Below are 22,780 nucleotides of genomic sequence, written 5' to 3' on the forward strand. Positions count from 1 at the left end.
AGGATATCCGCGGGCTACACGTCGCCCAGGAAAATCTGGGCGTGACGCAGGTCGAAGATGTCCGCCTCCGCCACATGCCCGTACACAAACGGGTATAGCTGCTCCCGGTTCGGCAAGCACGTCTCCCCGTACTCTTCTGGCGACTGGTGGTCGAACACCGCCACGAATCGGCGGCCCGGGAGCAGGTTCAGCCCATCTTCAAGTGCAAGCGAGAATTCCTGGTTGCTGGCGTCGGTCCAGCCGCGCGGGATGAGCTCCGAGATGTCGCGTGGCAGCCAGTGCCCAATGGTGCGGGCCAGCTCGACTGATGCGTCGACACGCATCTCCTCGTTGAGCTTCGCCGCGCTGCGGGCCAAGTCGCGGGGCACTTCATACACCTCGTCAAAGTTGCTCATCACCGACAACGAGTACGCGTACATGTCCAGCAGGTTGCGGCGGTACACCCCGTCCTCGTCGAAGCGCGGGGAATACACCAGGTTGTCCAGCTGCTTCGCGTAGGCGAGTTCGGTGTAGTACTCCACCGGCGTGTAACCGCAGGTGAGACTACAGAATTCTTCGGCGGTCTCGCCGAGCTCCTTCAGCAACGGAAACGCCTCATCTTCGGTGTGCACAAGGTAGGTGATGCGCATGTCGTCGACGTAGACCGATGTAGCAAGCCGCGAAATCACCGTCCCGTCCGGGTACATCGGCACCGGGTACACGGTACGGCCGACCGCGAAGTAGTCGTCCACCTCGTCCGCGTCCAGCATGTTCACGCTCACCGCCTCGTGGTCCGGGGTGAGCGTGGCGGCGAAGCTTTCCTGCGTCTGCAAATCGTCCACCACCACGACTCGCTCTGTGGGACTGTCGCCTCCCAGGCGCGTTGGCATCCACGTCTCTAAGCAATTGTGAAACTCCTCAAGCTCACCCATGAGGAAGTTGCCGGCCGCCTGTTCGCACTTCCTGGCCTGGTAGTACGCGGTGGTGAAGCGTGGGTCCCATTCTTTGAGAATCTCTAGGTTGTCGGCGGCTTCCGCGAAGTAGCGGCGCGCCTGTGAAGGGGTGGTGTCAACGGAATCGCGCCCCAAATCCAGCAGTTGGTGGGTGTTGGCCAGCACGACGTAGGCATCCAAAGACTCGGTACGCCACGGCTGCACTGGCGTGTACTCGGACACAGCGGCCGACAGCTCGGCCGTCATCTTGCGGGCAAAATCAATTTGCTGGGGAGACGGTTCGTCCTCGTAAATCGACTTCACCGACACGGTGACCTCAACCTCGGTGCCGGGGATGTCGGTGGTGAACGAGAAAATACTCGGGTGGGAATCTGTCATGCGGGACCTCCTGGGGAAACGACAGCTTCAACCCTACGAAGCCCGCCGACACGCAGCTCCGAATTACCGAACGTGTGCGCTACGACCCGAGGGCGTCCACCGACCAGGACAGCCACAGCATGGCCGCGCCAAGGGCGGTGGTAAACAGCGCGTCGAAACGCTTCGAGCGCACCGCCACCAGGCCGATCACTTTGGAATCGCAGGTCAGGCGCATCACGGTGAGCCACAGCATGGCCGCGCCGAGGGTGAACGTGGCGCGGCGCCAGTGCTCCGTGGCCGCGTAAAGCCCCGAGAGCACGAAACCCACCACGAACAGTGCGGCCATCACCCGCTGCACCACAACGGGCAACGGCGAGGCGGCGGCGCCGCGGTCGTGGGGGTTGTCCAGCGTCAGCCCGTCCGGAAGCTCCGTACTCAACCGGTCGCTCCCAGGCAGCTGGATCCTGCTACTTGCCAAACCGGCTCACGCCCTAGCTGGCGTCCTGGCCGATGCCGGCTTGGCGTTCCGCGTTTTCCACGATGTTGCGCACCAAGAACGTGCGCGTCATCGGGCCCACGCCGCCCGGGTTCGGGGAGACCCAGCCGGCCTTCTCCCACACGTCCGGGTGCAGGTCGCCGACGGTTTTGCCGTCGACGCGGGACACGCCGACGTCGAGAAGCGCGGCGCCTTCCTTGATCATGTCCGCGGTGATCATGTGCGGCTTTCCGGCGGCGGCGATGATCACGTCGGCGCGGCGGGTCTCCGCGGCCAGGTCCTTGGTGCCGGTGTGGCACAGCACGGTGGTGGCGTTGACGTCGCGGGCGGTGAGCATCAGCGAGATCGGCCGGCCCACCGTCACGCCACGGCCGATCACGCAGACGATCGCGCCGTTCAAATCCACGCCGAAGCGCTCCAGCAGTTTGATGGAGCCGTTCGGGGTGCACGGCAGCGGCGCCGGCTCGTTGAGCACGAGCTTGCCCAGGTTCACCGGGTGCAGCCCATCGGCGTCCTTGGACGGATCAATCAGCTCCAGGATGCGGTTTTCGTCCAGGTGCTTCGGCAGCGGCAGCTGGACGATGTAGCCGGTGACGGCCGGGTCGTGGTTCAGCTCGTCGATAAGCGCCTCGAGCTCCTCCTGAGTGCTATCGCCCGGCAGCTCCTTCATGATGGACGCGATCCCCAGCTCCTCGCAGTCCTTGTGCTTCATGCGCACATAGTTCTGGCTCGCCGGGTCCTCCCCCACCAGCACCGTGGCCAGGCCCGGGGTGACGCCGTGCTCAGCCTTGAGACGAGCCACGCGCTCCTTCAAATCCGCGAAAATCTCCTCGCGGTAGAGTTTTCCGTCCAGTTTGATCGCAGTCACGGCCCCAATCCTAGACTGTCAGGCGTGCTCCACCTGATCTACGACAACCCGGCCATCGGCGGCAACGCCGGCGCCGCCATCCGCCTCGCCGCCAACACCGGGGTACAGCTGCACTTCGTCGAGCCGCTCGGCTTCAACTTCGACGACAAGCACCTCAAACGCGCTGGCCTGGACTACCACGACCTAGCGGACGTGATCATCCACCCGGACATCGACGCCTGCTTCGACGCCATCCCCGACTCGCGCATCTTCGCGTTCACCGCGCACACCGAGCACCATTACCACGAGGTGTCCTACCAGGACGGCGACGCGCTGCTGTTCGGCAACGAGGCCAACGGCATCCCCGTAGAGCACCTCGCCCACCCGCGGATCACGCGGGAGGTGCGCATCCCGATGCTGCCTGCGCGGCGCAGCATGAACCTGACCAACTCCGCGTCAGTCGCCGTCTACGAGGCGTGGCGCCAGCTCGGGTTCCTCGGCGGGGTCTAGATCCTCGAGTACCGATTCCAGACGATCCGCAACCAACATCCGGACATCTTCGTCCGTGACCTCAGATGAGCCGACAGCGACCAAGAATCCCTCTTCGTTTCTCACGATTCTTGCGACCATGTGCCTAGTGTATGTTGATCGCTTCCGGCTGAACAGTAGTAAGTGAATGCTGCTTATCCCATCTACATACGGGGGTAAAAGTGATCAGTTTTACCTAGCTACTTGGCTGTTGATATATATTTTGCATCAACGGTCCCCCTGCAAAGCCTCTCCACGATGCGCCACCAGGGGTCCTTTCTTATAAAGCGAGCGAGAATCTTGAGCATCAAGCCATATAGCCAAACATCGCACAAATAAATAGCGTAGAAACACCGTGACACCCTGAACTTGTCGTAAGCTCAGTCGCCGTCTACGAGGCGTGGCGCCAGCTCGGGTTCGTCGGCGGCATCTGACAAGGGGTCCGTGACCTGCATCGGCGGGAGCTTGCGGGCCCGCAGCTTATCGACGATTTCACGCGCCTGCGCCTCCCCCACATCGCGCAGGGAGACACTGAACGGGCCGGGCACCATGTCCAGGTCCACGTTGGCCAGGCCGAGGGCGCGCTGCAGCGGGCCCTGCTCGAACGCCAGCTCCTGGATGTGCGGGGTTTCCACCATCTGATACCAGCGGCCCAGCCGGCCGGCCGTCGCGGCGACTGCGCCGTCGCGGATGGTGACGGTCTGGCGCTTCCAATCGATCGGCGAGACCCACCGGGCGCCGCGCGGCGAACGGTAGTCGACGCTAGCAAGATCCGTCAGGTCGCTGCCAGTCATCGGCCCGATGGCGTCCACCATCGCCTTCGCCTGCTCCCACGTGCCCACCGGCAAAAGTTTCGAGGTGCCGGTCTGCTTGTTGCGCTCCGAGCCGTAGCCCGCCACCACAACGGAGACGGTCCACCAGCCGAACAGCCGCCAGAACATCGGCTGGCGCAGCTGCACCGCGTGGATGCGCGAGCGTGGCACCGCTTGACGACGGCGGTTGGCCAACCCGTACGTGAGGTGGAACATCTCCCCCTCCTTGGTGCAGGTGAACCGCCAGGACTGGTCGATGGTGCGCCAGATCCGTGGCAGGAACCCCACCAGCACCGGGATGATCGCCGCGGCGGTCAGGTCCGTCCAAATCGGTACGAACGCCCACGCGATGGTGAACAGCGTGGACATCTGGAACGCGGTGCCGATGAGCGACCTGCGGATCGGGATTGGGGGCACGAGGTTCGGGCCGGAGGCGTCGATAGGCAACTGCTTCTGCGGTCCCCCGATGCGGCGCAGCAATTGCGCGCGCACCTCCTCCGCTTCATCGCGCGGCAGGTAGGTGATGTCGATGGCGGATTGCGCGTTGCCGGCAGCCTCGATGCGCACCGACGCGAGGCCGAAGATGCGCGGCGCGAAGGATTCGATGACGTCGACGGCCTGGATGCGGTCGTAGCGCGCGGCGCGGACCTGGTTGGTGAGCACCCCGCGGCGCACCTCCACCTCCTCGTCGCCGATTTTGAAGCCGCTGCGGCGCCACCAGATCTGGGAGACCGCGAAAATCACCGCGAGCGCTGCGACGGCACCCGCCGCCGCCCACGCAATCTCGCGCGCGCCGACGTTTTCGCGCTGCGCCCAGTGGTAGATGGGCATGGTGAAGTTGAACAGCGCGATCGTGGCCAGGGCCAGCACGAACGCCCACACGCGCAGCAGTGGAGTGAGGCGGTGGATGCGGCGGTAGCCCTCCATGCCGGGCGTGGTGTGCTCAGTGCTCACAGGCCGCTCATCCGCTCGCGGGCTTTGACGGCCAGGCGGTCGCGCAGCGCGTCGGCGTCCTCCGCGAGCAGGCCCGGAAGATCCGAATCCGACGAGCTCGACGCCGTGTGCACCTTCAGCTCCTTCAGGCCGAGGGAGCGGGAGATCGGGCCGGACTCCACATCCACGAACTGGATGCGCCCGTACGGGATCACCGTAATGGTGTGGAACATCTTGCCCTTGCTCAACACCAGCTCATTGTCCGTTTCCAGCCAGCCCATGTTGCGCACCTGGAACGGGATGAGGAAAAACCGCCAGATGAAAAAGACGCCGAACAAGCCCAGCGGGATGAGAAAACCCCAGCCCCACTCGTGGTAACAGAGGTAGAGCCCGCCGCAGACGAAGAACATCCAGATGGCGTTGCTGACCAGCTTCGGCCACATCAACTTCGGGGAGACCTTGTGCATCGTCTCCACCGAGGTGGGCAAAGGCTGCAGCGGTGCGTCTGACATGGCGCTCACGCTACCAGCCCGGGATGGTTGGGCTGTTCCGGCGTAGATGCTTACCCCAGGATGCTTACTCGGCGTAGATGCTTACTCCAGGATGCTTACCCATCGAGTACGGCGGCTGGCATCGCCCTGGCTCTCTCGAGAAGTAAGCGTTTAGAAGTAAGCATCCTGGGGTAAGCATCCACAGCCAACACCCGGCACAGCCACCCGGTCACACACCCATCACCAGAAAACGCGCGACCCGTGTGGACTACGACAAGTTCTCCTGCTGCTTCGGTGCCGTCGACGCACTGTTCGGTATCCGCCCAGCGCAGTTTTACGGCAACGACGACACGCTAGAGCATCGGGCCGCCTCGCGTGCCAAACAGTTGCGACCTCCTGTTTCGCACTGTACGATTTCTTCCACGGAGCCGGGTTTTCCGGCGAATAGGCAACGGCCCCCACCTCAGTTGTGGGGGCTGTCCTCATTTCAGTGGTGACTGGTTGAGCGCTTCTAAAATCCAGCGTTCACGCCGAAGCCACTCACCAAGTTTCGGATTAATCATTTTGCAGAGTTCAACGCTGTCTTGGTGCGCCTGTCTCACTGCATTCTCCTCCGAAATAATCGGCCTGTGATGCGAAGCTCGGTTTCGGATGGTCCGCAAACTATTTGCTCGAGAAGAAAAGTTCGTCTCATCCGCGTGAGTTAACCGTGGGCGGATCGCTTCGACCCACAGCACGTGCCGAGGATTTCTGTCGTTTTGGTAATGGGACGTCGGCAACAGCTGGGTCCACGATCCAAAACTTAATCCAGCCACATAATCATTATGGGTAGGGTTCGGCCCAGCAGTTTTCAAATCGGCGAATGACCTCAGCGGCCTTTTCGGCTGTGCCACCACTGTCGCGAGCAAATCAACTGGGTCGGTAATCCACTCCCGAGTTCCGCCGTGTTGGATATTCCACTCCGCAAAACTTTCGTCGATGACTGTTCTCAGCTGCACCTCTGCAAACCCTGTGGTTCGGAGAATCGCTGCAGCAACATAGGAGTTCCAGAGATAAATCTGAGCAGCAACCAAAGGCCCTTTTTGCCCGGCGAGATCCATGTACCTTTGTCGTCTCGCTTCAGGTAGCGAGCCCAGAATGATCTCCGCCGAGGTTTTTGTCACCGGATTGGTCGAAATTTTCATTTTCCCCCCTCTGCTCCACTTGTACCCCATCACCGGAAGTCCCGGGACCCGCGGGAGAGCAGCTCCCCCATCGCCAGAGGCTCGAGCCGGTCCGCCACCACGGACACCGCACCGGAGGCGTTTTGCACGATCCCGCGCACGACCAGCGCCTTGGCGGTGCGCGCTAACACCCGCTGTTTGTTCCACAGCCCGACGGAGATGACCACGTTGATCAGCCCGGTCTCGTCCTCCATGCCCAAGAAGGTCACCCCGCCTGCGGTGGCTGGGTGCTGGCGGTGCGTGATCACGCCGGCCACGCGAACGCGGGTGCCGTCCTCCACCCCATGCAACAACTCCGCCGCCGGCACCACCCCCTGCGCCGACAACGCCTCGCGCACCATCTCCACCGGCATGAGCCCCGGCGTGACACCGGTGGCCACAACGTCGGCGGCCATCAGCTCAAACGGGTTCATGCCGGGCAGCGACGGCGCCACCACCGACGACAACCCGGGCAGCATGCCCTCGCGCTCCGTGGCGGCCACGCCCGCCTGCCACAGCGCCTGCCTGCGCGTGCCCCCGAAGCAGTCCAGCGCCCCCGCCCGGGCCAGCGCCTCGACGTGCTCCACGGACAGGTCGGCCCGGCGCGCCAGGTCCGCGATCCCGTCGAAAGGCGCGGCCTGTTCAATCCGCAAAGCCGCGTCCGCACCCAGGCCCCGCACTAACCCCAACCCCACCCGGATCGTCGAGGAGTCCACGCACCGCGCCTCGCACCCGGAGTTGTTCACGCACACCGGCAGCACCTCCACCCCGTGGCGGCGCGCGTCCTGGATCAAAGACTGCGGGGAGTAGAACCCCATCGGCTGCGCGCGCAAAAGCCCCACGCAGAACTCCGCCGGGTAGTGGCGCTTAAACCAGGCGGAGAAGTACACCAGCGAGGCGAACGACTGCGAGTGCGACTCCGGGAACCCGTAGGCGGCGAAGGCCACGATCTTCTGCCACAGCCGTTCGGCGACCTCCGAGCCAATCTCGTTGGTGCGCCAGCACCCCTCGAAAAACCGCGACTTCAACGCCGCCATGCGAGCCGGTGAACGCTTCGACCCCATGGCCCGCCGCAGCGCATCGGCCTCGCGGCCGGAAAAGCCTGCCGCATCCACGCAGATCTGCATGAGCTGCTCCTGGAACAACGGGATGCCCAGCGTCTTGCCCAGGGCGCGCTCGAGCACCGGGTGGTCGTACTCCACCGGCTCCAGCCCGTCGCGGCGGCGCAAATACGGGTGCACCGATCCGCCCTGGATCGGTCCCGGGCGGATCAGCGCCACCTCCACCACCAGGTCGAAAAACCGGCGCGGCTTCAACCGGGGCAGGGTGCCCATCTGCGCGCGCGATTCCACCTGGAACACGCCGACAGAATCGGCGCGGCAGAGCATGTCGTACACGTGGGCGTCGTCAAGCGGAAGCTCCCACAAGTGCACCGTGCGGCCGGTGGTCTCCTCCACCAGATCCACCATGTGGTGCAGCGCCTCGAGCATGCCCAGGCCGAGCAGGTCGAACTTGACCAGGCCGGCCGAGGCGCAGTCGTCCTTGTCCCACTGCACCACCGAGCGGTTTTCCATGCGCGCCCACTCCACGGGCACCACGTCCGCGATCGGACGGTCGCAGATCACCATGCCGCCGGAGTGGATGCCCAGATGGCGCGGCTGCCCTTTCAATTGCGCCGCAAGCTTTTCGACGGCCTCCGGTACCTCCGTCATCCCCTTCGCCCAACTATCAGCCGCGCCCTGCGCGAACCCCAAAGCACGAGCGGCGTCGCGCACCGCGCCCTTGGTCCGGTACGTGATCACGTTGGCCACCTGCGCCGCGTTGTCGCGCCCGTAGGTGTCGTAGACGTACTGGATCACCTCCTCGCGCCGGCCCGACTCGATGTCCAAGTCGATGTCCGGCGGGCCGTCGCGGTCCGGGGATAAGAAACGCTCGAACAGCAGACCTGCCTCGATCGGCTCCACATTAGTGATGCCCAGCGCGAAGCACACCGCCGAGTTCGCCGCACTCCCGCGCCCCTGGCACATGATGTTCTGCCTCGCGCAGAAATCCACCAGGTTGTACACGATGAGGAAGTAGCCGGGAAAATTCAGCTCCTCAATCACCTCCAGCTCGTAGCGGATTTGGGCCATTGCTTTACGACGCACCTCCGGTCCCCGCGACGCATAGCGAAACTGCGCACTCGCCAGCGTGAGATTTCGCAGGTGGTCCATCTCGCTGCGGCCGTCCGGCGTGGGGTAGCGCGGCAGCTCCGGCGCGACCAGGTCGAGGGTGAACGCGCAGCGTTTGGCTAATTCGACGCTGTAGGCGAGCTTGTCCTCGCACCCCGGGTACATGCGTTGGAGCTGGTCGCCGGAGCGCAGCCAGTTCGCCCCCATCGGGTGCAGGTCCCCGTGCGCCTGGGCGAGCGACTCGCGCCTAGCCAACGCCCGCTTCGCCTGGGCCAGCCGGGCCTGGTCGCGTGTGGCCGCGGCCGGCATCGCGGTGACGATGGCGGGGAGTTCGCGTGCGTGTTTTTCCGCGTGCGCGTCTCGTGCCCGGTCCAGCGCTGCGTGCCGGTCCGCGTCCTCGGGCGTCATGGACACCTCGTACTCCAGCACCACATTGTCCGCGCCGAACACGTCGACCAGGTGGTCGATTTCTCCCGCCCAGCGCCAGCCGGCGAGCACGACGCAGGTGCCGCCCAGCTGATCGCCGATGAGCTCCAGCGGCGGGTAGGCCACCTTGTCCTTCTCGCGGGTGGCCATGTGCGCGTCCGCCATCAGGTGGGAGAGGCGCTTGTACCCCTCCGGCCCGCGGGCGATCACGGGCAGGACGGTGTCGCCGAGCGTCAGCTCCGCCCCGAAGACGGTGTCCAGCCCGGCCGTCGCGGCCGCCTCCGCGAACTTCACCGCGCCGTAAAACCCGTCCCGGTCCAGCAGCCCCACCGCGCTCAGCCCCAGCTCAACAGCCCGATCCACCAAGTCCTCCGGTTCGCTCGCCCCGCCGAGGAAACTATACGAGCTGACGGTGTGCAGCTCGGCGAACGGTGTCGTCGATAGGCATCGCTCGCGCGATGGAGACGTCGACTCCGCCTTGCCGTACGCGGCGCCTGCGGGCGTGCCGGTGTGGCCGACCGGCACCGGCTCCGGGCCTGGGCGGCCGGAGAGGATGCGTTCGAGCCGCGACCACGACAGCGGCGCTCCCCCGTTGAACCTCATAGCGGGAACGCTACCACTGTTCGAAACTGTGTGCTACTTACTCCAAGGGGTGATGTATTCGTTCGGTTCCCACCCCTCGATCGCTGCGAGCAACTCTGCAGCCTGCGCACCGTCAATCTGCTCCCGAATGATGTCCGCATGCCCGGCATGGCGGGCGAACTCCTCCACCGCATGCACGTAGATGTAGCGCAACTTAGCTACCTGCGGCTCATCCATGCCGTACCACGGGAACGGCCCCACCGGCAGTTCCGCCTCAAGGTCACCACCGCGACACATCTCCATATAGTCAGCTCGCACGCTATCGAAGCGTTCCAAGATGCGGTCCAGCGTCTCTTCGGCAGTCGGCGTAAAGCTGGCTGCAAAGTCGGCCTGCGAGTGTTCATACCCGGCAACACCGGCACCGGAAAGCGACCCCACCATGACAAACGTGACGTGTTTGAGCAGTCCGCTAATGCTCAGCGCACTGCGGAGTGGAGTGCGCCTCGCAGCATCGTCGTCAAGCCCAAACGCGCTAGCCCGCAGCGCATCTAACTGCACGTCAAGATAGTTACAAAGCGTGTCTAGCTCATTGTCTTTGCGCGGAAAATACATCGGTATTCCTTCCTGTTGATCACTTTCCAACCGGAACCCTAAGCCCCGTTGAGGACAGCTTTTGTCCGCAGCATGGAGAAGAATGACCGCATGGCAAATACGACGCAGCGCGTGCTCCAGCTTTTGGGACTATTGCAAGCGCGAACCACGTGGCAAGCAAGCGCCCTCGCCTCTGAGCTCGGCGTCACAGAGCGCACAGTGCGCCGCGATATCGCGCGGTTGCGCGATATGGGCTACCCGGTCAATTCCAGCAGCGGGATCGAGGGCGGCTACCAATTGGGCACTGGTCGCCATTTACCGCCCCTACTCCTCGACGACACCGAGGCCGTCGCGCTCGTCGCGAGTCTGCGCATGATGGCCCTGAACGGCACCGACAACGCTGGAACAGCCGCACTTCGCGCCTTGGCCAAGATTGATCACATCTTGCCGCCCCACCTGCGAGCCCTAGCATCAGCGGTTGATAACGCAACTACGGCGCTCCCCCATGAGCGCCCGACCGTCGAACTACAACTACTCACCCAACTCGCCACTTCACAGCGGGACCACACGCTCGTACGTTTCACCTACAGCAAGCCCAACGGCACATCATCCACGCGGGAAGTTGAACCAGCCCGGCTCATGACCCAAGGCGAGCTCTGGTATCTCCAAGCATTTGACAAAAGCAGAGACGACTGGCGCACTTTTCGCCTCGACCGAATAAGCAACGCACAAACAACATGCTGGGGTTTCACCCCGAAAGTTCCACCACCCCCGGACTTCAGCAGCGATATCGCAAAACGCTATCCCTGCGTCATCCGTGTGGAGCTGGAAAGCTCACCCGAGCTGGTGGCCGAACGGATCCCCCCTCCCTATCGCACCGACCTAGAGGTAGCCAAAAATGGATGTACTTTCGTCACCGGCGCACCAGATTGGGACGATCTTGCATGGCACCTTCTTTGGGTATGCCGCGACCTGGACTGCAGGATGAAGTTGGATGCGAGCGCAGAGTCAGACCACCTTCGAACGGCGTTGCACAACATCGGACAAGCTGCGCTTTTATTGGCCCAGGCATAGAAGCGCAAACTGCTTCGTTCTAAAAAATAGACTAAGCGGTACATAGGGTGCTAGATTCTGACCCGTCATAGATTCCCTACCCAAGGAGACCCCAATGCGTATCAAGCGCACCCTCGCAACCGTTGCCGCGGCTGCCCTCGCCACCACGGGCTTGGTCGCCTGCTCCAACGAGTCCGACGACACCGCTGACACCGCCGCCAAGGACGGCGACAACGTCACCGTCAAGATCGGCACCACCGAGGCCGACCAGGAAGCGTGGCGCGTGTTCAAGGACCTGGCCAAGGACAACGGCATCACCCTGGACATCGTCTCCTTCTCCGACTACTCCCCGGTCAACGAGGCGCTCGCGCAGGGCGAGCTGGACGTGAACAAGTTCCAGCACATCAAGTACCTCGCCGAGTACAACAAGGCCTCCAACAACGACCTGCGCATCGTCGGCTCCACCGAGATCGTGCCGCTGGCGCTGTTCTGGAAGGACCACGACTCCATCGACGGCATCGACGGCGAGTCCGTCGCCATCCCGAACGACCCGTCCAACCAGGGCCGCGCCATCAACGTGCTGGTCCAGGCTGGCCTGCTCACCCTGAGCGACACTGTCGCAGACGAGCTCGCCCCGACCCCGGCGGACATCGACAAGGCCGCCTCCAAGGTCACCGTCACCCCGGTGGACGCGTCCCAGACCCCGTCCGCTTACAACGAGGGCAAGCCGGCCATCATCAACAACACCTGGCTGGACCGCGCCGGCATCGAGCCGGGTCTGGCTATCTTCGAGGACGACCCGGAGTCCAAGGAGGCTGAGCCGTACATCAACGTCTTCGCCGCCCAGGCCGACAACATCGACGACGAGACCCTGAACAAGCTGGTCGAGCTGTGGCAGACCCCGGAGGTCGCCGAGGCTGCTGCGAAGGACTCCAAGGGCACCTCCGTGCCGGTCTACCGCGACAAGGCTGAGCTCAACGAGATTCTGGACCGCCTCCAGAACAAGTAAGTCTCCGCAAACACCCAACTAAGCAAAAGGAGCACGCTTTATGCGTACCAAGCGCGTTATCGCCGCTGCAGCGGCATCGCTCATCGCGGCCACCGGGCTGGTGGCCTGCTCGTCGGAGACGGAGTCGTCGACAAGCAATGGCGATGGCGACAAGGTCACCGTGAAGATCGGCACCACCGACGCCGACCAGAAGGCCTGGAGTGTCTTCGCCGACGAGGCGCAGAAGGCCGGCATCGACCTAGACATCATGCGGTTCACCGAGTACCCGCAGGTAAACCCGGCGCAGGTCGAGGGCCAGATTGAGATCTCGAAATTCCAGACCATCAACTACCAGGCCCAGTACAACGCCACCGCCGGCGAGGACCTGCGCATCATCGGCTCGGGCGAGATCAACATTCTGGGCCTGTACTGGAAGGACCACGACTCCCTCGACGGCATCGAGGACACCGAGGTCGCGATCCCGAACGACCCGTCCAACCAGGGCCGCGCGATCAACGTGCTGGTCCAGGCCGGCCTGGTCACCCTGCGCGACGGCGCGCCGAAGCTGACCCCGACCCCGGCCGACATTGACAAGGACGCCTCCAAGGTCAAGGTCGTCGCCGTGGATGCGTCCCAGACGCCGAACGCCTACAACGAGGGCCGCCCGGCTGTCATCAACAACAACTGGCTGGCGCGCGCGGGCATCGACCCGGCCTCCTCTGTGGCCGCGGACGACCCGAACTCGGAGCTGGCGGAGCCGTACATCAACGTCTTCACCGTCTCCGGCGACGACCTGGACAACGAGACCTACGAAAAGATCGTGGACGTCTGGCAGTCCGAGGAAGTCACCGCGGCGCTCAACGAGGATTCCAACGGCACCGCCGTGCAGGTCCAGCGTTCCAAGGAGGACCTCAACGAGATCCTCGACCACCTTGTGGAGGAGTACAAGTAGATGACGCACACCGGCACCCGGATTGAGTTCCGGAACGTATCCAAGGTCTTCAAAACCAAAGACCGCGAGGTCAAAGCCGTCGACGACGTCACCCTGACCGTCGAGCCGGGCGAGATCCTCGGCGTGATCGGCTATTCGGGTGCCGGCAAGTCCACGCTTGTCCGCCTCATCAACGGCCTGGACATGCCTACCTCGGGGCAATTGCTTCTCGACGGCACCGACGTCGTCGGCATGCCCGAGCGCAAACTGCGCGAGATCCGACGCAACGTCGGCATGATCTTCCAGCAGTTCAACCTCTTTTCCTCCCGCACCGCCGCCGGCAACATCGAGTACCCGCTGAAGCTGGCCGGTGTGGACAAGCAGGAACGCAAGCGCCGCGTCGCCGAGCTGCTCGACTTCGTCGGCCTGTCCGAGCGCGGCGAGAACTACCCGGAGCAGCTCTCCGGCGGCCAGAAGCAGCGCGTCGGCATCGCCCGTGCGCTGGCGACCAACCCGTCGCTTTTGCTTGCCGACGAAGCCACGTCCGCCCTGGACCCCGAAACCACCCAAGAGGTGCTCGCGGTGCTGCGCCGCGTCAACGAGGAGCTCGGTATCACCATCGTGGTGATCACCCACGAGATGGATGTCATCCGCTCCATCGCCGACAAAGTCGCCGTCATGGAGGACGGCCAGGTGGTGGAGTACGGCAGCGTCTACGATGTGTTCGCCAACCCGCAGACTTCTGTGGCGCAGCGTTTCGCCGCCACCAGCCTGCGCAACCGCCCCGACGAGGTGGAGGCCCGCGAGCTTCTGGCCAAGCCGGGCCGCTTGTTCACCGTGGATCTGACGGAGGATTCCGGGTTCTTCGGCGCGGCGGAAGCCGCCCGCGAGCGCGGCGTGTCGGTGGAGCCGGTGCACGCCGGCATCACCACCTTGCAGGAGCGCTCCTTCGGCAAGATGACCGTGCGCCTCAACGGCGACGATGCCGCCATCAACGAGTTTTTGGCCACCCTGCAGCAAAGCACCGAGATTGAGGAGATCACCCGATGAACCCGTCAAGCACTGGCGTAACCGAGTACATCCTCGCTGAGCCGAACTGGGACACCCTCGGCCCCACCTTCCTCGAAGCCATCGGCGACACCCTGTGGATGGTGGCCATCACCATGGTCGTCGGCGGATTCTTCGGCCTGCTTCTGGGCCTGTTTCTGTACACCACCCGCCCGGGCGGCATCCTGCAGAACAAGGCGGTGTACACCATCATCAACGTGGCGGTGAACTTCTTCCGCCCCATCCCGTTCATCATCATGATCGCGATGCTCTACCCGCTGACCCTGCAGGTGGTGGGCACCACCATCGGCCGCGCCGCGGCGACGTTTGTGATGTGTTTTTCCGCCACGTTCACCGTCGCCCGCATTGTCGAGCAGAACCTGGTGGCCATTGATCCGGGCGTCATCGAGGCTGCCCGCTCCATGGGCGCGAGACCCTGGAAGATCATCACCTCGGTGATCCTCCCGGAGGCGCTCGGCCCGCTGATCCTGGGCTACACCTTCATCTTCATCGCGGTGATCGACATGTCCGCCATGGCCGGCTACATCGGCGGCGGCGGCGTGGGCGACTTCGCCATCGTGTACGGCTACCGCGCGTTCGAGCCTCAGGTCACCTGGGCTGCGGTGCTGGTCATCGTGGTCATCGTGCAGCTGGCGCAGTTCCTGGGCAACTGGCTGTCCAAGAAGGTCATGCGCCGGTAAGTTTGGGTGCCATGAAGGTTGCGGCGTTCGACTTCGATGGCACTCTCCACCACCCTCCCCACGGTTTCCACGAGGAGGACATCTCCGCGATAGATGCCTGGCGTAAAGCCGGGCATCTCGCCATTTCTGCCACCGGCCGCTCCCGCACCGCCCTCGCTTACGGGATGCGCGGCAGCGGGCTCGCGTTCGACTACCAGGTGCTGTCCAACGGCGGCGCCGCCACGGACGGGGCGAACCGCCAGCTCATCTTCGGCCACGAGGTCTCAAGGGACGTACTGCGGGCGACTCTGGACACCTTCGGTTCCCGCGACGGCCTGGCCATCTTCGGCACCACCCTGGGCCACGTCGACGGGGTGTTTGTCGACAACACTGGCATCACCAACTCAGCCACCGCAAATTTCCAGCAGATGACTCCCACGGACATCCCCGACCACCGCTTTGTTCTCGTGCCCATCTGGGTGCCGGGTAACGCGGACCTGCGTGCGGAGGTCGTCGACTGGGCGTCCGCGCTCGGCGAGGTCGCAGTCGCGCAGAACCAGGACTACATCGATCTCATGGCCCCCGGCCGTTCCAAGGGCTCAGGCATCCTGCAGCTTCTCGACGAGCTCCGCCTCCCCCGCGAATCCCTCCAGCTCTACACATTCGGCGATTCCTGGAACGACCTGCCCATGCACGCCATCGCAGATACCTCCCACAGCTTCCACCACTCGCCCGCCGAGGTGCGCGCCGCCACAGACCGCGTCATCGGCTCCGTGTCGGAGGTCCTGGGCGAGTACATGTAGCGCCCCTCACAGATCGTCTAGCAGCCGGGAGAACACTGCTAGACGGTCCGACAAACGCGGACAAGTTTTCCCAGGTGATGATGAACATGTTTGTCGGTATCGGCCTGATCGTCTAGCAGGGTGGCGACGCTGCTAGACGATCCGCAGCACCAGCCCAGGACACCCCCGAAACCTGATCTGTGGCGGCGCGGGAAGCAGGAAGCTAACCCCGCAGGGTCACCGACGCTGCGACCCAGGCCGTACTCTCCTTCGGCGCCTTCCCGCACGAGTCGACCACACCGGACACCGGACGCTGCTCCAGCTGCACCTCGTACACCTGGCCGGACGCGGTGTCGGTGACCAGAGCGGAGCCGTCATCAGACGCAGCGACATCGAACTGGCCGTAGCGTGCGCCGGGCACCTCGGCGGCGACGGCGAGCTCGGCGACCTGCTCGACGGGGCCGAGGGTGCCGCGGCCGCGGTTGCCTGGGACGAAGTAGAGGCCTTCGGATGCGTCGGTAAGCATGGCGTCGGTGGCCTCGACGTTCATGCGGCCGAAGCTGTAGGCCCACGGCATGAGCAGCATTGTCGGCGCGAAGCGGTGGCCCTTGATGTGGGAGGTCTCCCACACCACGTCGTTGCCGGGGCCGAACGGGTGGCGCGCGTGCAGCTCGTTGACCATGGGGCGGCCCTTTACCGCGCAGCAGCGGTCGCGCTTGGCGTGGGTGCAAATGAGCAGCAGCGGGCGCTCGCGGCGCTCCGCGCCGTTGCGGCCCGGGCCGGAGAGGTCCAGATCCAGCAGCTCGTCGGGGCCATCGATGTGCTTGACCTCGGTGACTGCCTCGTCGGCGAAGACGAGGTACAGGTGGTGGTCGCTGATATTGCGCCCCTCGCGCGTTGGGTGGCGGATCAGCAGCAGCGTCGCGTTATGTGCCTCGAGCAGCGGCTTGAGCTTGGCGGTGAGTTCTTCGCCGAGGGCGGCGTCGCCCATGACGTCGCGGGGCCAGGCTTCCGGCCACTCGAAAAGCACGTACACCGAGCCGGGCTTGGCGGTCCCCGGCAGCGGTTCAACCTCTACGTCAGAGCAGGGCAGTTGTTGCATGTCCCCACCATAGCCAAGAGAGCAAAATTGCCTCCGAGACCACCTCTTAGACACCACACCAAGTTATAACGGTTGTATAACCTTTTGCGATTTCGCTCTTTTCCTTTTTGATCTCACCTGTCCGCTGGCTACGGTGACTGGGTGTTTAAAATTTCCGGTCTTTCCCGCGCGGCGTTCGCGGGCGCGTGCGTGGCGGTCGCTGCCGCGTGCGGCGCCTGCGGGGCCGTCAGCGACGGTGCCGGAAATACCCTGATGGGCAGCATTTCCTCCCCCACTACGCAGGCGCAGCCGCTGGGCACGGCCGACCCGGCGCCGAAGACGCAGCGCCCCTCGGTGCCGTCGCGCCTGGCCGTGGTCGGCGTGCGTGTCGGCGCGCACGAGGGCTTCGACCGCGTGGTGGTGGACCTGGAGGGCGACGGCAACCCGGGCTGGTTCGTGGACTACACCTCCACCCCGATGCAGGAGACGGTCGGCCAGCCACTGCAGGTGGCGGGCAACTTCTTCCTCAACATCAACGTCGACGGCACCGTCTACCCCTTTGAGCTGGGCAAAGACAACAACGTCCCGGTCACCATGGCGGGCGACACCGGCAACGTCATCGACGTGATCAGCGCCGGCACGTACGAGGGCCGCAGCCAGATCGTGGTGGGCCTGCGCTCTGAGCTGCCGTACTCGGTGCAGGTGCTGGAGAACCCGAAGCGCGTTGTTGTGGACATCGTCCAGAAGTAGCTAATACACAGCCTCGACGCGCCAGCTGCGCCGACTCCACACCAAAAGCCAGCCGGTCACGGCACCTTCTTCTCCGCCTTCGCGGCCCACGACCTGCATGCGCGCGACGCGGCCTGCGGGCAGCTCGGTTTGCGTCCACCAGTCCGCGTCCACGGGCCACGGGCCCGCCCACCCGGTGACCAGATAGCGCTTCTCGCCCCAGGCCAGCCCGTACGGTTCGCTGCTCAGCATCGCTTCGGCGGTGACGATGACGGGGGCACCGGAGGCGTCGATAAGCATGATGCGCGAGGCCGGGTGGTCGATGCCGCCACCGAGGCGCGCGGGCAGGGGTTTTGGGATCGCCCCGGGCCACGATTGCCTATCGACGTCCTCCGGTTCCTCCCCGAACGGCACCATCGCCACGCGCTCGGCCACCCCGCGCCCGCCGACAAGGCGCGGTTGGAGTACGGCGTCGATGCCGAGTTGGGATTGGACCCGCTCGACCACCCGGCGCGCGGTATCGGTGGAGGCGCCGTCGGACCACAGCTCCCCCACTGGTTCCGGCGGGGCGAATTCGAGCGGCTCGAGGATGAGGCTGGTGATTGCGCCGGAGCCGCCGTTGGTCAGCCAGCCGTCGAGTTGCCAGCGCACGCGGTCCGCGGTGGCGGCTTCGGTGAGTGGTTCGCGGGTGCGCCAGACGCGTTCGACGCGGGTGCCGTCGTGGAGCTCGGCGACAACTTTCAGGCGCAGGCAGTTTCGCCCGGTGTCTTTGAGCCGTTCGTGCAGGCTGGCGGCAAGGGCGCGGGCGGCGAACGCGGCTGCGTCCACGCGCTCGATCGGGTCCTCGGGCGTGATCGCCACAGCGAGGTCCTCCACCGGCAGCTCCGGGGCGACGCGGCGGTCCGGCGCGGCGGAGGCGATGCGGTGGATGCGCATGCCTTTGGTACCGAAGCGGGTGGTCACCGCGTTCGGCGGCAGTTTCGCCAGCTCCCCGAGGGTGGAAATGCCCAGCTGGCCGAGCGCTTTGACGGTGTCCATGTCCGCGGCGAGCGACTCTTCCGCCATCAGCACGCCCAGCGGCTGCGCGGCCAGGAATTCGGCCGAGCCACCGGGTGGGACCACCTGGGAGACGCGCGCGGCGATGAGCGCGGTGGCGATCTCGTCGGCGGCGCCTGCCTGGGTGTCGATGCCGCGGCGCGAGGCAGCGTCGATAAGCATCTCGAGCGCTTTGTCCTCGGACCCGTGAAAGCGGCCCGCGGCGTCCACATCCACCACCACGAGCCCGGGGCGTAAGACCTCCACACTGGCGGCGACCTCGTCGAAGCTGGCGGCCAGCGAGGCGAACATGCGCCCGTCACGGTCCGGGTTGTCCTCTATCACCGTCAGCTCGGGCGCGACCGCCTGGGCGTTGCGCACCCGCATCCCGCGGCGGATACCCAGCTGGCGTGCGGCGTGCGAGCACACCTTTATCCGGTGCTGCGCTGCGATCGCGATCGGTTCTGCCAGCTCATCGCCCGATTCCAGCCGCGCGGCCTGCACCGGCCAGTCCGGGAACCACAGCGCCGCGGCCCTCATGTGACGGCCCGGAGCCTTCGCTTCTCGACGCCTCCGGTGCCCAGCGTCACCCGCGCACTCGCCGGACGGTAGCCCTTGGCCTGCGCGCGGACGTCGAAATCGATGCCGGTGATGCGGCCTGTACCCCGGCCGATGCCGTGGAACTGCGCGAGCTGGCCCGTGACGGTCAGCGCCGGCGAGGGCACTTCCACGTTCACGCACACCAGCGCTGCCTGGCCTTTGCGGATCCGGGCGAGCAGGGGGCGTGCGCGAACCGGGGTGAGCTGGAACGGGCTGCGGGTGCGCAGCACCACCAGGTCGAGGCCCTCGGCGAGCACGCCCGCGACGCTCAAGTCGTCGAGGCCCGCGTCCGGCACCGCCACCACCCGCTCCATCGCGTCTGCGTCGTCGCCTGTACCGATGCCGGCGTAGGACAGTTCCGGCCAGCCCACCACGCCTGCGCGCCCGCCGGCCTGGGCCACCTGGCCGATGAGCTCCACGATCAGCGCCGGGGTGTCACTGACGTGCGTGACCGCCCGGCGCGGCAGGCCCCCGTTCGGCAGCACGAGCGAAAGCCCGCCCGCCACCATCAGGGTCTCCGCGTCCTCGACGACCTGCTGCGGAACCTCCCCGCCGATAGCGGCCATACGGGCGCGCAGCTCGGCGATCTGGTCGGCGCGCGAGGGCTGACCTGACGGTTCATCCACAACCGCCAGGTTTGCCGCCGCTGCCGACGCAGCTCGAATAGGTGTTCCACTCACGCCAGACAGTATGCACCCCGGGGCCGACACAGGCAACGCCCCTGGTCGAACATATTTGCGTATATATTGTCCCGCGCAAGCACATAGTCGCGCCACGAAGCTGACCGGTTAAGCTGCCCAGCATGATCCCGATCAGCGCAGCAGAGGTCCGCAACCGCGTCACGCCGATCCCCACCCCGACCGTCGTGCGGGCGCTGGGGTCGCTCGGCGTGGGCGGATCCATCGGTGTGATGGTTTCGCAGGCATCGCTGGATATCAAAGCGGTTGTGGCGATCCTGTGCGTCGTTTCCGCCGTCGCCGTCACGCTGCTGCACCCCTACCGCAAACAGCTCCGCGCGTTCGCGGAGGAGAAGGGCGTGGCTAGGGTGCCGTCGATAGGCATGGTGCTCCCCCTGATGCTGTGGTGGCTGCTGCTCATGCTCGCGCCGCTGGCCGGTTGGCCCGCGGTGGGCGCGTGGGTTGCGGGCGTGCTGGCGGCCGCGGCGGCGTGGGTGCTGTACCCGCATGTGGACGGGTCGCGGCGCCTCGCGTACGCATAGAACTACTCGAAAGAATCTACTCGAAAGACTTTCTAGTAGACGAGTTTTCGCAGCTCAACCTAGAAACATTCCCTTTCGAGTAGCTTTCGAGCTACCGCAACGGACCCTCCAGCAGCCACACTGCCCGAGGGTCCCGCGGACCTTTACCGCGCCATTGAATAAGCCCCTCTTCCCGCAACGCTTTCAACGCGCGGCGGACAGGGGGGTTTGAAATACCCAAAGCATCCGCAACCTCCCCCGTAGACATTGGCCTGCCTTTCGCTTGCATGACTGCCAGGACGCTACCAGCGTGAGGCGGGAGGGAGTCCGCGGTCTTCGGATCAAGCCGCTGAACCGCCTTCAACGTAAGCAGAACACTTCCGCTCGTCTGCTGGTAAATCGGGTCCGCAAAACCCACTCGCCGCATACCAGCGAACATACGGCGAATACCCTCGCCGAGTTCTTGGCCAATCCGAAGCTCCGCCGTCACGCGAGCAATGAGGGGATTGCGTGCAAAACGGGCAATAGATTCGGGCCGTGTGGGGTCCACCAACCCGGGAAAGCGTCCCGGACTCGAAACTTCGATGCGAGATGGATAGATCTCAAACCGCACATGGTCGCCAGCCATGCTGTACGACCGGTGAATGACAGCATTTACCAAACCCTCAAGCCAAACGTCGTGCGGGATAAGGTTTTCATCCTCGAACAAACCCGAAGCCCCCAGTCTCCGAACTTGAGGCAGCATTCCCTCAATCATCTGCTGAGCTGCCCGAATTTGCTGCGGCAACGGGCCCCCGAACCGTTCATCGGCCAAAAGCTGCTGCTGGTGACCCGCGAGCCGTTCATCCTCACCGAACCGAAGAACTCGGACATGCGCATTAGGAAAGAACTCTTGCGGGTCTTTACCAAAAAGTAAGAGTGCTGCTGTACGGGGCCTGCCTTCGCGGTCGATGAGATTTCTTGCCCTGAGAGCGTCTTCAGCGGATGAGGAACCAATAGCGCTTGCATATTCACCAACTGCCTTCATATCGATATCACCCATATCGACACGGGGCGGTACCGTCGCATCGAACTGCTGCTCGCCCTTGGTGTAACGCAGTTCGAGAATGCCGTCTGCATTCAGCAACCGAGATTCGTCGCCGACACGCAGGAAACAGTCCCCCGACCGCAAATAATGCACACGCTCACTCGGGTCCACATGAAACAGGTAAACCTGCGCACCGTCGCCGACATCAAACGGCTCGATCCGAACACGCACGGTTGGATCCGTGTGGTCGAGCGATGTTTGTCTCAAATCATTGTCCTGTTTAGGCGTCGGCACCCCATCGAACTCCCGGTCAGTAATTCCGACAGCAATAATGCCGCCCTCCGCATTAGCCATGCCGACGATGGTTTTGGCGAGATCTTTCGGCTTGATACGGAAAGACTTTCGCTCGAACCATTGATCTTCCGGCAGACGCAGGAGGAGGCTCGGATCATCTCGATAGTTTCTTTCGGGGTTCACGCGAGGAATTCTACTCGAAAGGCTTTCTAGTAGACGAGTTTTCGCAGCTCAACCTAGAAACATTCCCTTTCGAGTAGCTTTCTAGTAGCTTTCGAGCTCCGCAGGAGCACCTTCGCACAGACCCCTAGTAGCAAAGCCCTATTAAAGCCGAAATCGGCGCATACTCGGGGTCTGTCACTGGGGGTCTGTGGGTGGCACGGCGCAATCGCCACAGCAAGACAGCCCCGCCCCAGCCCCGCCGCACCAAAACCCCGGCTGCGAAGTCCGGCGGAGATACGGATAATGGCGCACATGGCTCAAGGATCTTCGACATCGCTTCAACACATGTGGGACACGCGCCCGCACCGCATCCCGAAGGACGAGGGTGGGCGCGCCGTCATCGCCGGTGTCTGCGCCGGTTTCGGCGAGCGCTACAACGTCGACCCGGTGGCCGTGCGCATCGCGTTTGTCATCCTCAGCCTCGTCTTCGGCGGCGGTATCTTCGCCTACCTGCTGTGCTGGATATTCATGCCGCGCGTGGGCATGAACATCACCCCGGCGAAGGCGATCGTCACGCCGAAGGAGCAGCTCACCCCGCACGAGATCGAGGAACGCAAGCCCGGGTGGTGGCTGCTACTCGGCCTGATCGTGTTCCTGCCCGCGGCCGGGCAGGCGGGGGACCTGCGTGGCACCCTGATCAGCTTCGCCGCGTTCTTCTTCGTCTGGTTCTTCACCTACGCGCGCCAGCCGGAGCCGCCGGCAGGCCCCAACAGCAACGACGATCTGGTCTGGCGCTAGCCAGCAA

Annotated in this window: 22 protein-coding genes; 10 read left to right on the forward strand and 12 right to left on the reverse strand. The window is 64.5% G+C overall.

What is annotated here, in order from left to right; all coding sequences use genetic code 11:
• Nucleotides 1–14: 14 nt before the first annotated feature.
• The 3 genes from ACF3NP_RS07865 to ACF3NP_RS07875 form a co-directional block, all read right to left on the reverse strand.
• A complete protein-coding gene (locus ACF3NP_RS07865; RefSeq protein ID WP_181889880.1) occupies nucleotides 15–1,310 on the reverse strand; it encodes a hypothetical protein in 1,296 nt (431 codons plus the stop codon).
• Nucleotides 1,311–1,389: 79 nt separating this feature from the next.
• The gene (locus ACF3NP_RS07870; protein ID WP_236883588.1) at nucleotides 1,390–1,728 is read right to left on the reverse strand and encodes a DUF3017 domain-containing protein; all 339 of its coding nucleotides are present in this window, start codon (nucleotides 1,726–1,728) and stop codon (nucleotides 1,390–1,392) included.
• 52 nt (nucleotides 1,729–1,780) lie between these two features.
• Entirely contained in the window at nucleotides 1,781–2,653 is an 873-nt protein-coding gene (locus ACF3NP_RS07875) for a bifunctional methylenetetrahydrofolate dehydrogenase/methenyltetrahydrofolate cyclohydrolase (RefSeq protein ID WP_181889879.1), read from the reverse strand.
• A 24-nt stretch (nucleotides 2,654–2,677) separates the two neighbouring features.
• Here ACF3NP_RS07875 and ACF3NP_RS07880 point away from each other — a divergent pair, with 24 nt between their 5' ends.
• Nucleotides 2,678–3,142 carry a tRNA (cytidine(34)-2'-O)-methyltransferase gene (locus ACF3NP_RS07880; protein WP_181889878.1) on the forward strand — a complete coding sequence of 155 codons (465 nt, stop codon included), beginning with the start codon at nucleotides 2,678–2,680 and terminating at the stop codon, nucleotides 3,140–3,142.
• A gap of 398 nt (nucleotides 3,143–3,540) precedes the next feature.
• Here ACF3NP_RS07880 and ACF3NP_RS07885 read toward each other — a convergent pair whose 3' ends face one another.
• From ACF3NP_RS07885 to ACF3NP_RS07905, 5 genes are all read right to left on the reverse strand, one after another.
• A complete protein-coding gene (locus ACF3NP_RS07885) occupies nucleotides 3,541–4,926 on the reverse strand; it encodes a PH domain-containing protein (RefSeq protein ID WP_338026653.1) in 1,386 nt (461 codons plus the stop codon).
• The gene (locus ACF3NP_RS07890; protein ID WP_236883587.1) at nucleotides 4,923–5,417 is read right to left on the reverse strand and encodes a PH domain-containing protein; all 495 of its coding nucleotides are present in this window, start codon (nucleotides 5,415–5,417) and stop codon (nucleotides 4,923–4,925) included. The genes ACF3NP_RS07885 and ACF3NP_RS07890 overlap by 4 nt, the downstream gene beginning before the upstream one ends.
• 461 nt (nucleotides 5,418–5,878) lie before the next feature.
• The gene (locus ACF3NP_RS07895; protein ID WP_181889877.1) at nucleotides 5,879–6,580 is read right to left on the reverse strand and encodes a hypothetical protein; all 702 of its coding nucleotides are present in this window, start codon (nucleotides 6,578–6,580) and stop codon (nucleotides 5,879–5,881) included.
• A gap of 29 nt (nucleotides 6,581–6,609) precedes the next feature.
• Nucleotides 6,610–9,798 carry an error-prone DNA polymerase gene (locus tag ACF3NP_RS07900; protein ID WP_181889876.1) on the reverse strand — a complete coding sequence of 1,063 codons (3,189 nt, stop codon included), beginning with the start codon at nucleotides 9,796–9,798 and terminating at the stop codon, nucleotides 6,610–6,612.
• Nucleotides 9,799–9,831: 33 nt separating this feature from the next.
• A complete protein-coding gene (locus ACF3NP_RS07905) occupies nucleotides 9,832–10,389 on the reverse strand; it encodes a DinB family protein (RefSeq protein ID WP_181889875.1) in 558 nt (185 codons plus the stop codon).
• Nucleotides 10,390–10,461: 72 nt separating this feature from the next.
• Between ACF3NP_RS07905 and ACF3NP_RS07910 the strand changes: the two genes are divergently transcribed.
• The 6 genes from ACF3NP_RS07910 to ACF3NP_RS07935 all read left to right on the forward strand — a co-directional run bounded on the left by ACF3NP_RS07910 (nucleotide 10,462) and on the right by ACF3NP_RS07935 (nucleotide 15,870).
• Nucleotides 10,462–11,442 carry a helix-turn-helix transcriptional regulator gene (locus ACF3NP_RS07910; RefSeq protein WP_236883586.1) on the forward strand — a complete coding sequence of 327 codons (981 nt, stop codon included), beginning with the start codon at nucleotides 10,462–10,464 and terminating at the stop codon, nucleotides 11,440–11,442.
• Nucleotides 11,443–11,536: 94 nt separating this feature from the next.
• On the forward strand, nucleotides 11,537–12,430 hold the full coding sequence (locus ACF3NP_RS07915; RefSeq protein WP_181889874.1) for a MetQ/NlpA family ABC transporter substrate-binding protein: 894 nt from the start codon (nucleotides 11,537–11,539) through the stop codon (nucleotides 12,428–12,430).
• 40 nt (nucleotides 12,431–12,470) lie between these two features.
• Nucleotides 12,471–13,361 (forward strand): MetQ/NlpA family ABC transporter substrate-binding protein, encoded by an 891-nt coding sequence (locus ACF3NP_RS07920; RefSeq protein ID WP_181889873.1) that lies wholly within the window; start codon nucleotides 12,471–12,473, stop codon nucleotides 13,359–13,361.
• Nucleotides 13,362–14,390 carry a methionine ABC transporter ATP-binding protein gene (locus tag ACF3NP_RS07925; protein WP_181889872.1) on the forward strand — a complete coding sequence of 343 codons (1,029 nt, stop codon included), beginning with the start codon at nucleotides 13,362–13,364 and terminating at the stop codon, nucleotides 14,388–14,390.
• The gene (locus tag ACF3NP_RS07930; RefSeq protein WP_181889871.1) at nucleotides 14,387–15,088 is read left to right on the forward strand and encodes a methionine ABC transporter permease; all 702 of its coding nucleotides are present in this window, start codon (nucleotides 14,387–14,389) and stop codon (nucleotides 15,086–15,088) included. Before ACF3NP_RS07925 ends, ACF3NP_RS07930 begins: the two co-directional genes overlap by 4 nt.
• Before the next feature lie 11 nt (nucleotides 15,089–15,099).
• Nucleotides 15,100–15,870 (forward strand): HAD-IIB family hydrolase, encoded by a 771-nt coding sequence (locus tag ACF3NP_RS07935; protein ID WP_181889870.1) that lies wholly within the window; start codon nucleotides 15,100–15,102, stop codon nucleotides 15,868–15,870.
• 202 nt (nucleotides 15,871–16,072) lie between these two features.
• On the opposite strand, the gene ACF3NP_RS07940 is transcribed toward ACF3NP_RS07935, so the two are convergent.
• Nucleotides 16,073–16,951 carry a sucrase ferredoxin gene (locus ACF3NP_RS07940; protein WP_181889869.1) on the reverse strand — a complete coding sequence of 293 codons (879 nt, stop codon included), beginning with the start codon at nucleotides 16,949–16,951 and terminating at the stop codon, nucleotides 16,073–16,075.
• A gap of 141 nt (nucleotides 16,952–17,092) precedes the next feature.
• On the opposite strand from ACF3NP_RS07940, the gene ACF3NP_RS07945 reads away from it, so the two are divergent.
• Complete coding sequence (locus ACF3NP_RS07945; RefSeq protein ID WP_202032267.1) at nucleotides 17,093–17,680, forward strand: AMIN-like domain-containing (lipo)protein; 588 nt, start codon at nucleotides 17,093–17,095, stop codon at nucleotides 17,678–17,680.
• Here ACF3NP_RS07945 and ACF3NP_RS07950 read toward each other — a convergent pair whose 3' ends face one another.
• On the reverse strand, nucleotides 17,681–19,234 hold the full coding sequence (locus tag ACF3NP_RS07950; RefSeq protein ID WP_181889868.1) for a Y-family DNA polymerase: 1,554 nt from the start codon (nucleotides 19,232–19,234) through the stop codon (nucleotides 17,681–17,683).
• Nucleotides 19,231–19,920, reverse strand: a complete 690-nt coding sequence (locus ACF3NP_RS07955; protein WP_392398614.1) for a hypothetical protein — start codon at nucleotides 19,918–19,920, stop codon at nucleotides 19,231–19,233. The genes ACF3NP_RS07950 and ACF3NP_RS07955 overlap by 4 nt, the downstream gene beginning before the upstream one ends.
• A gap of 176 nt (nucleotides 19,921–20,096) precedes the next feature.
• On the opposite strand from ACF3NP_RS07955, the gene ACF3NP_RS07960 reads away from it, so the two are divergent.
• A complete protein-coding gene (locus ACF3NP_RS07960) occupies nucleotides 20,097–20,513 on the forward strand; it encodes a hypothetical protein (protein ID WP_392398615.1) in 417 nt (138 codons plus the stop codon).
• A gap of 91 nt (nucleotides 20,514–20,604) precedes the next feature.
• Here ACF3NP_RS07960 and ACF3NP_RS07965 read toward each other — a convergent pair whose 3' ends face one another.
• A complete protein-coding gene (locus tag ACF3NP_RS07965) occupies nucleotides 20,605–21,996 on the reverse strand; it encodes an RNA-binding domain-containing protein (protein ID WP_392398616.1) in 1,392 nt (463 codons plus the stop codon).
• 291 nt (nucleotides 21,997–22,287) lie between these two features.
• On the opposite strand from ACF3NP_RS07965, the gene ACF3NP_RS07970 reads away from it, so the two are divergent.
• The gene (locus tag ACF3NP_RS07970; protein WP_392398617.1) at nucleotides 22,288–22,773 is read left to right on the forward strand and encodes a PspC domain-containing protein; all 486 of its coding nucleotides are present in this window, start codon (nucleotides 22,288–22,290) and stop codon (nucleotides 22,771–22,773) included.
• The last annotated feature ends 7 nt before the right edge of the window (nucleotides 22,774–22,780 follow it).

The organism is Corynebacterium lehmanniae, from assembly GCF_043161975.1.
In the GTDB taxonomy this organism is placed as follows: Bacteria; Actinomycetota; Actinomycetes; order Mycobacteriales; family Mycobacteriaceae; genus Corynebacterium; species Corynebacterium lehmanniae.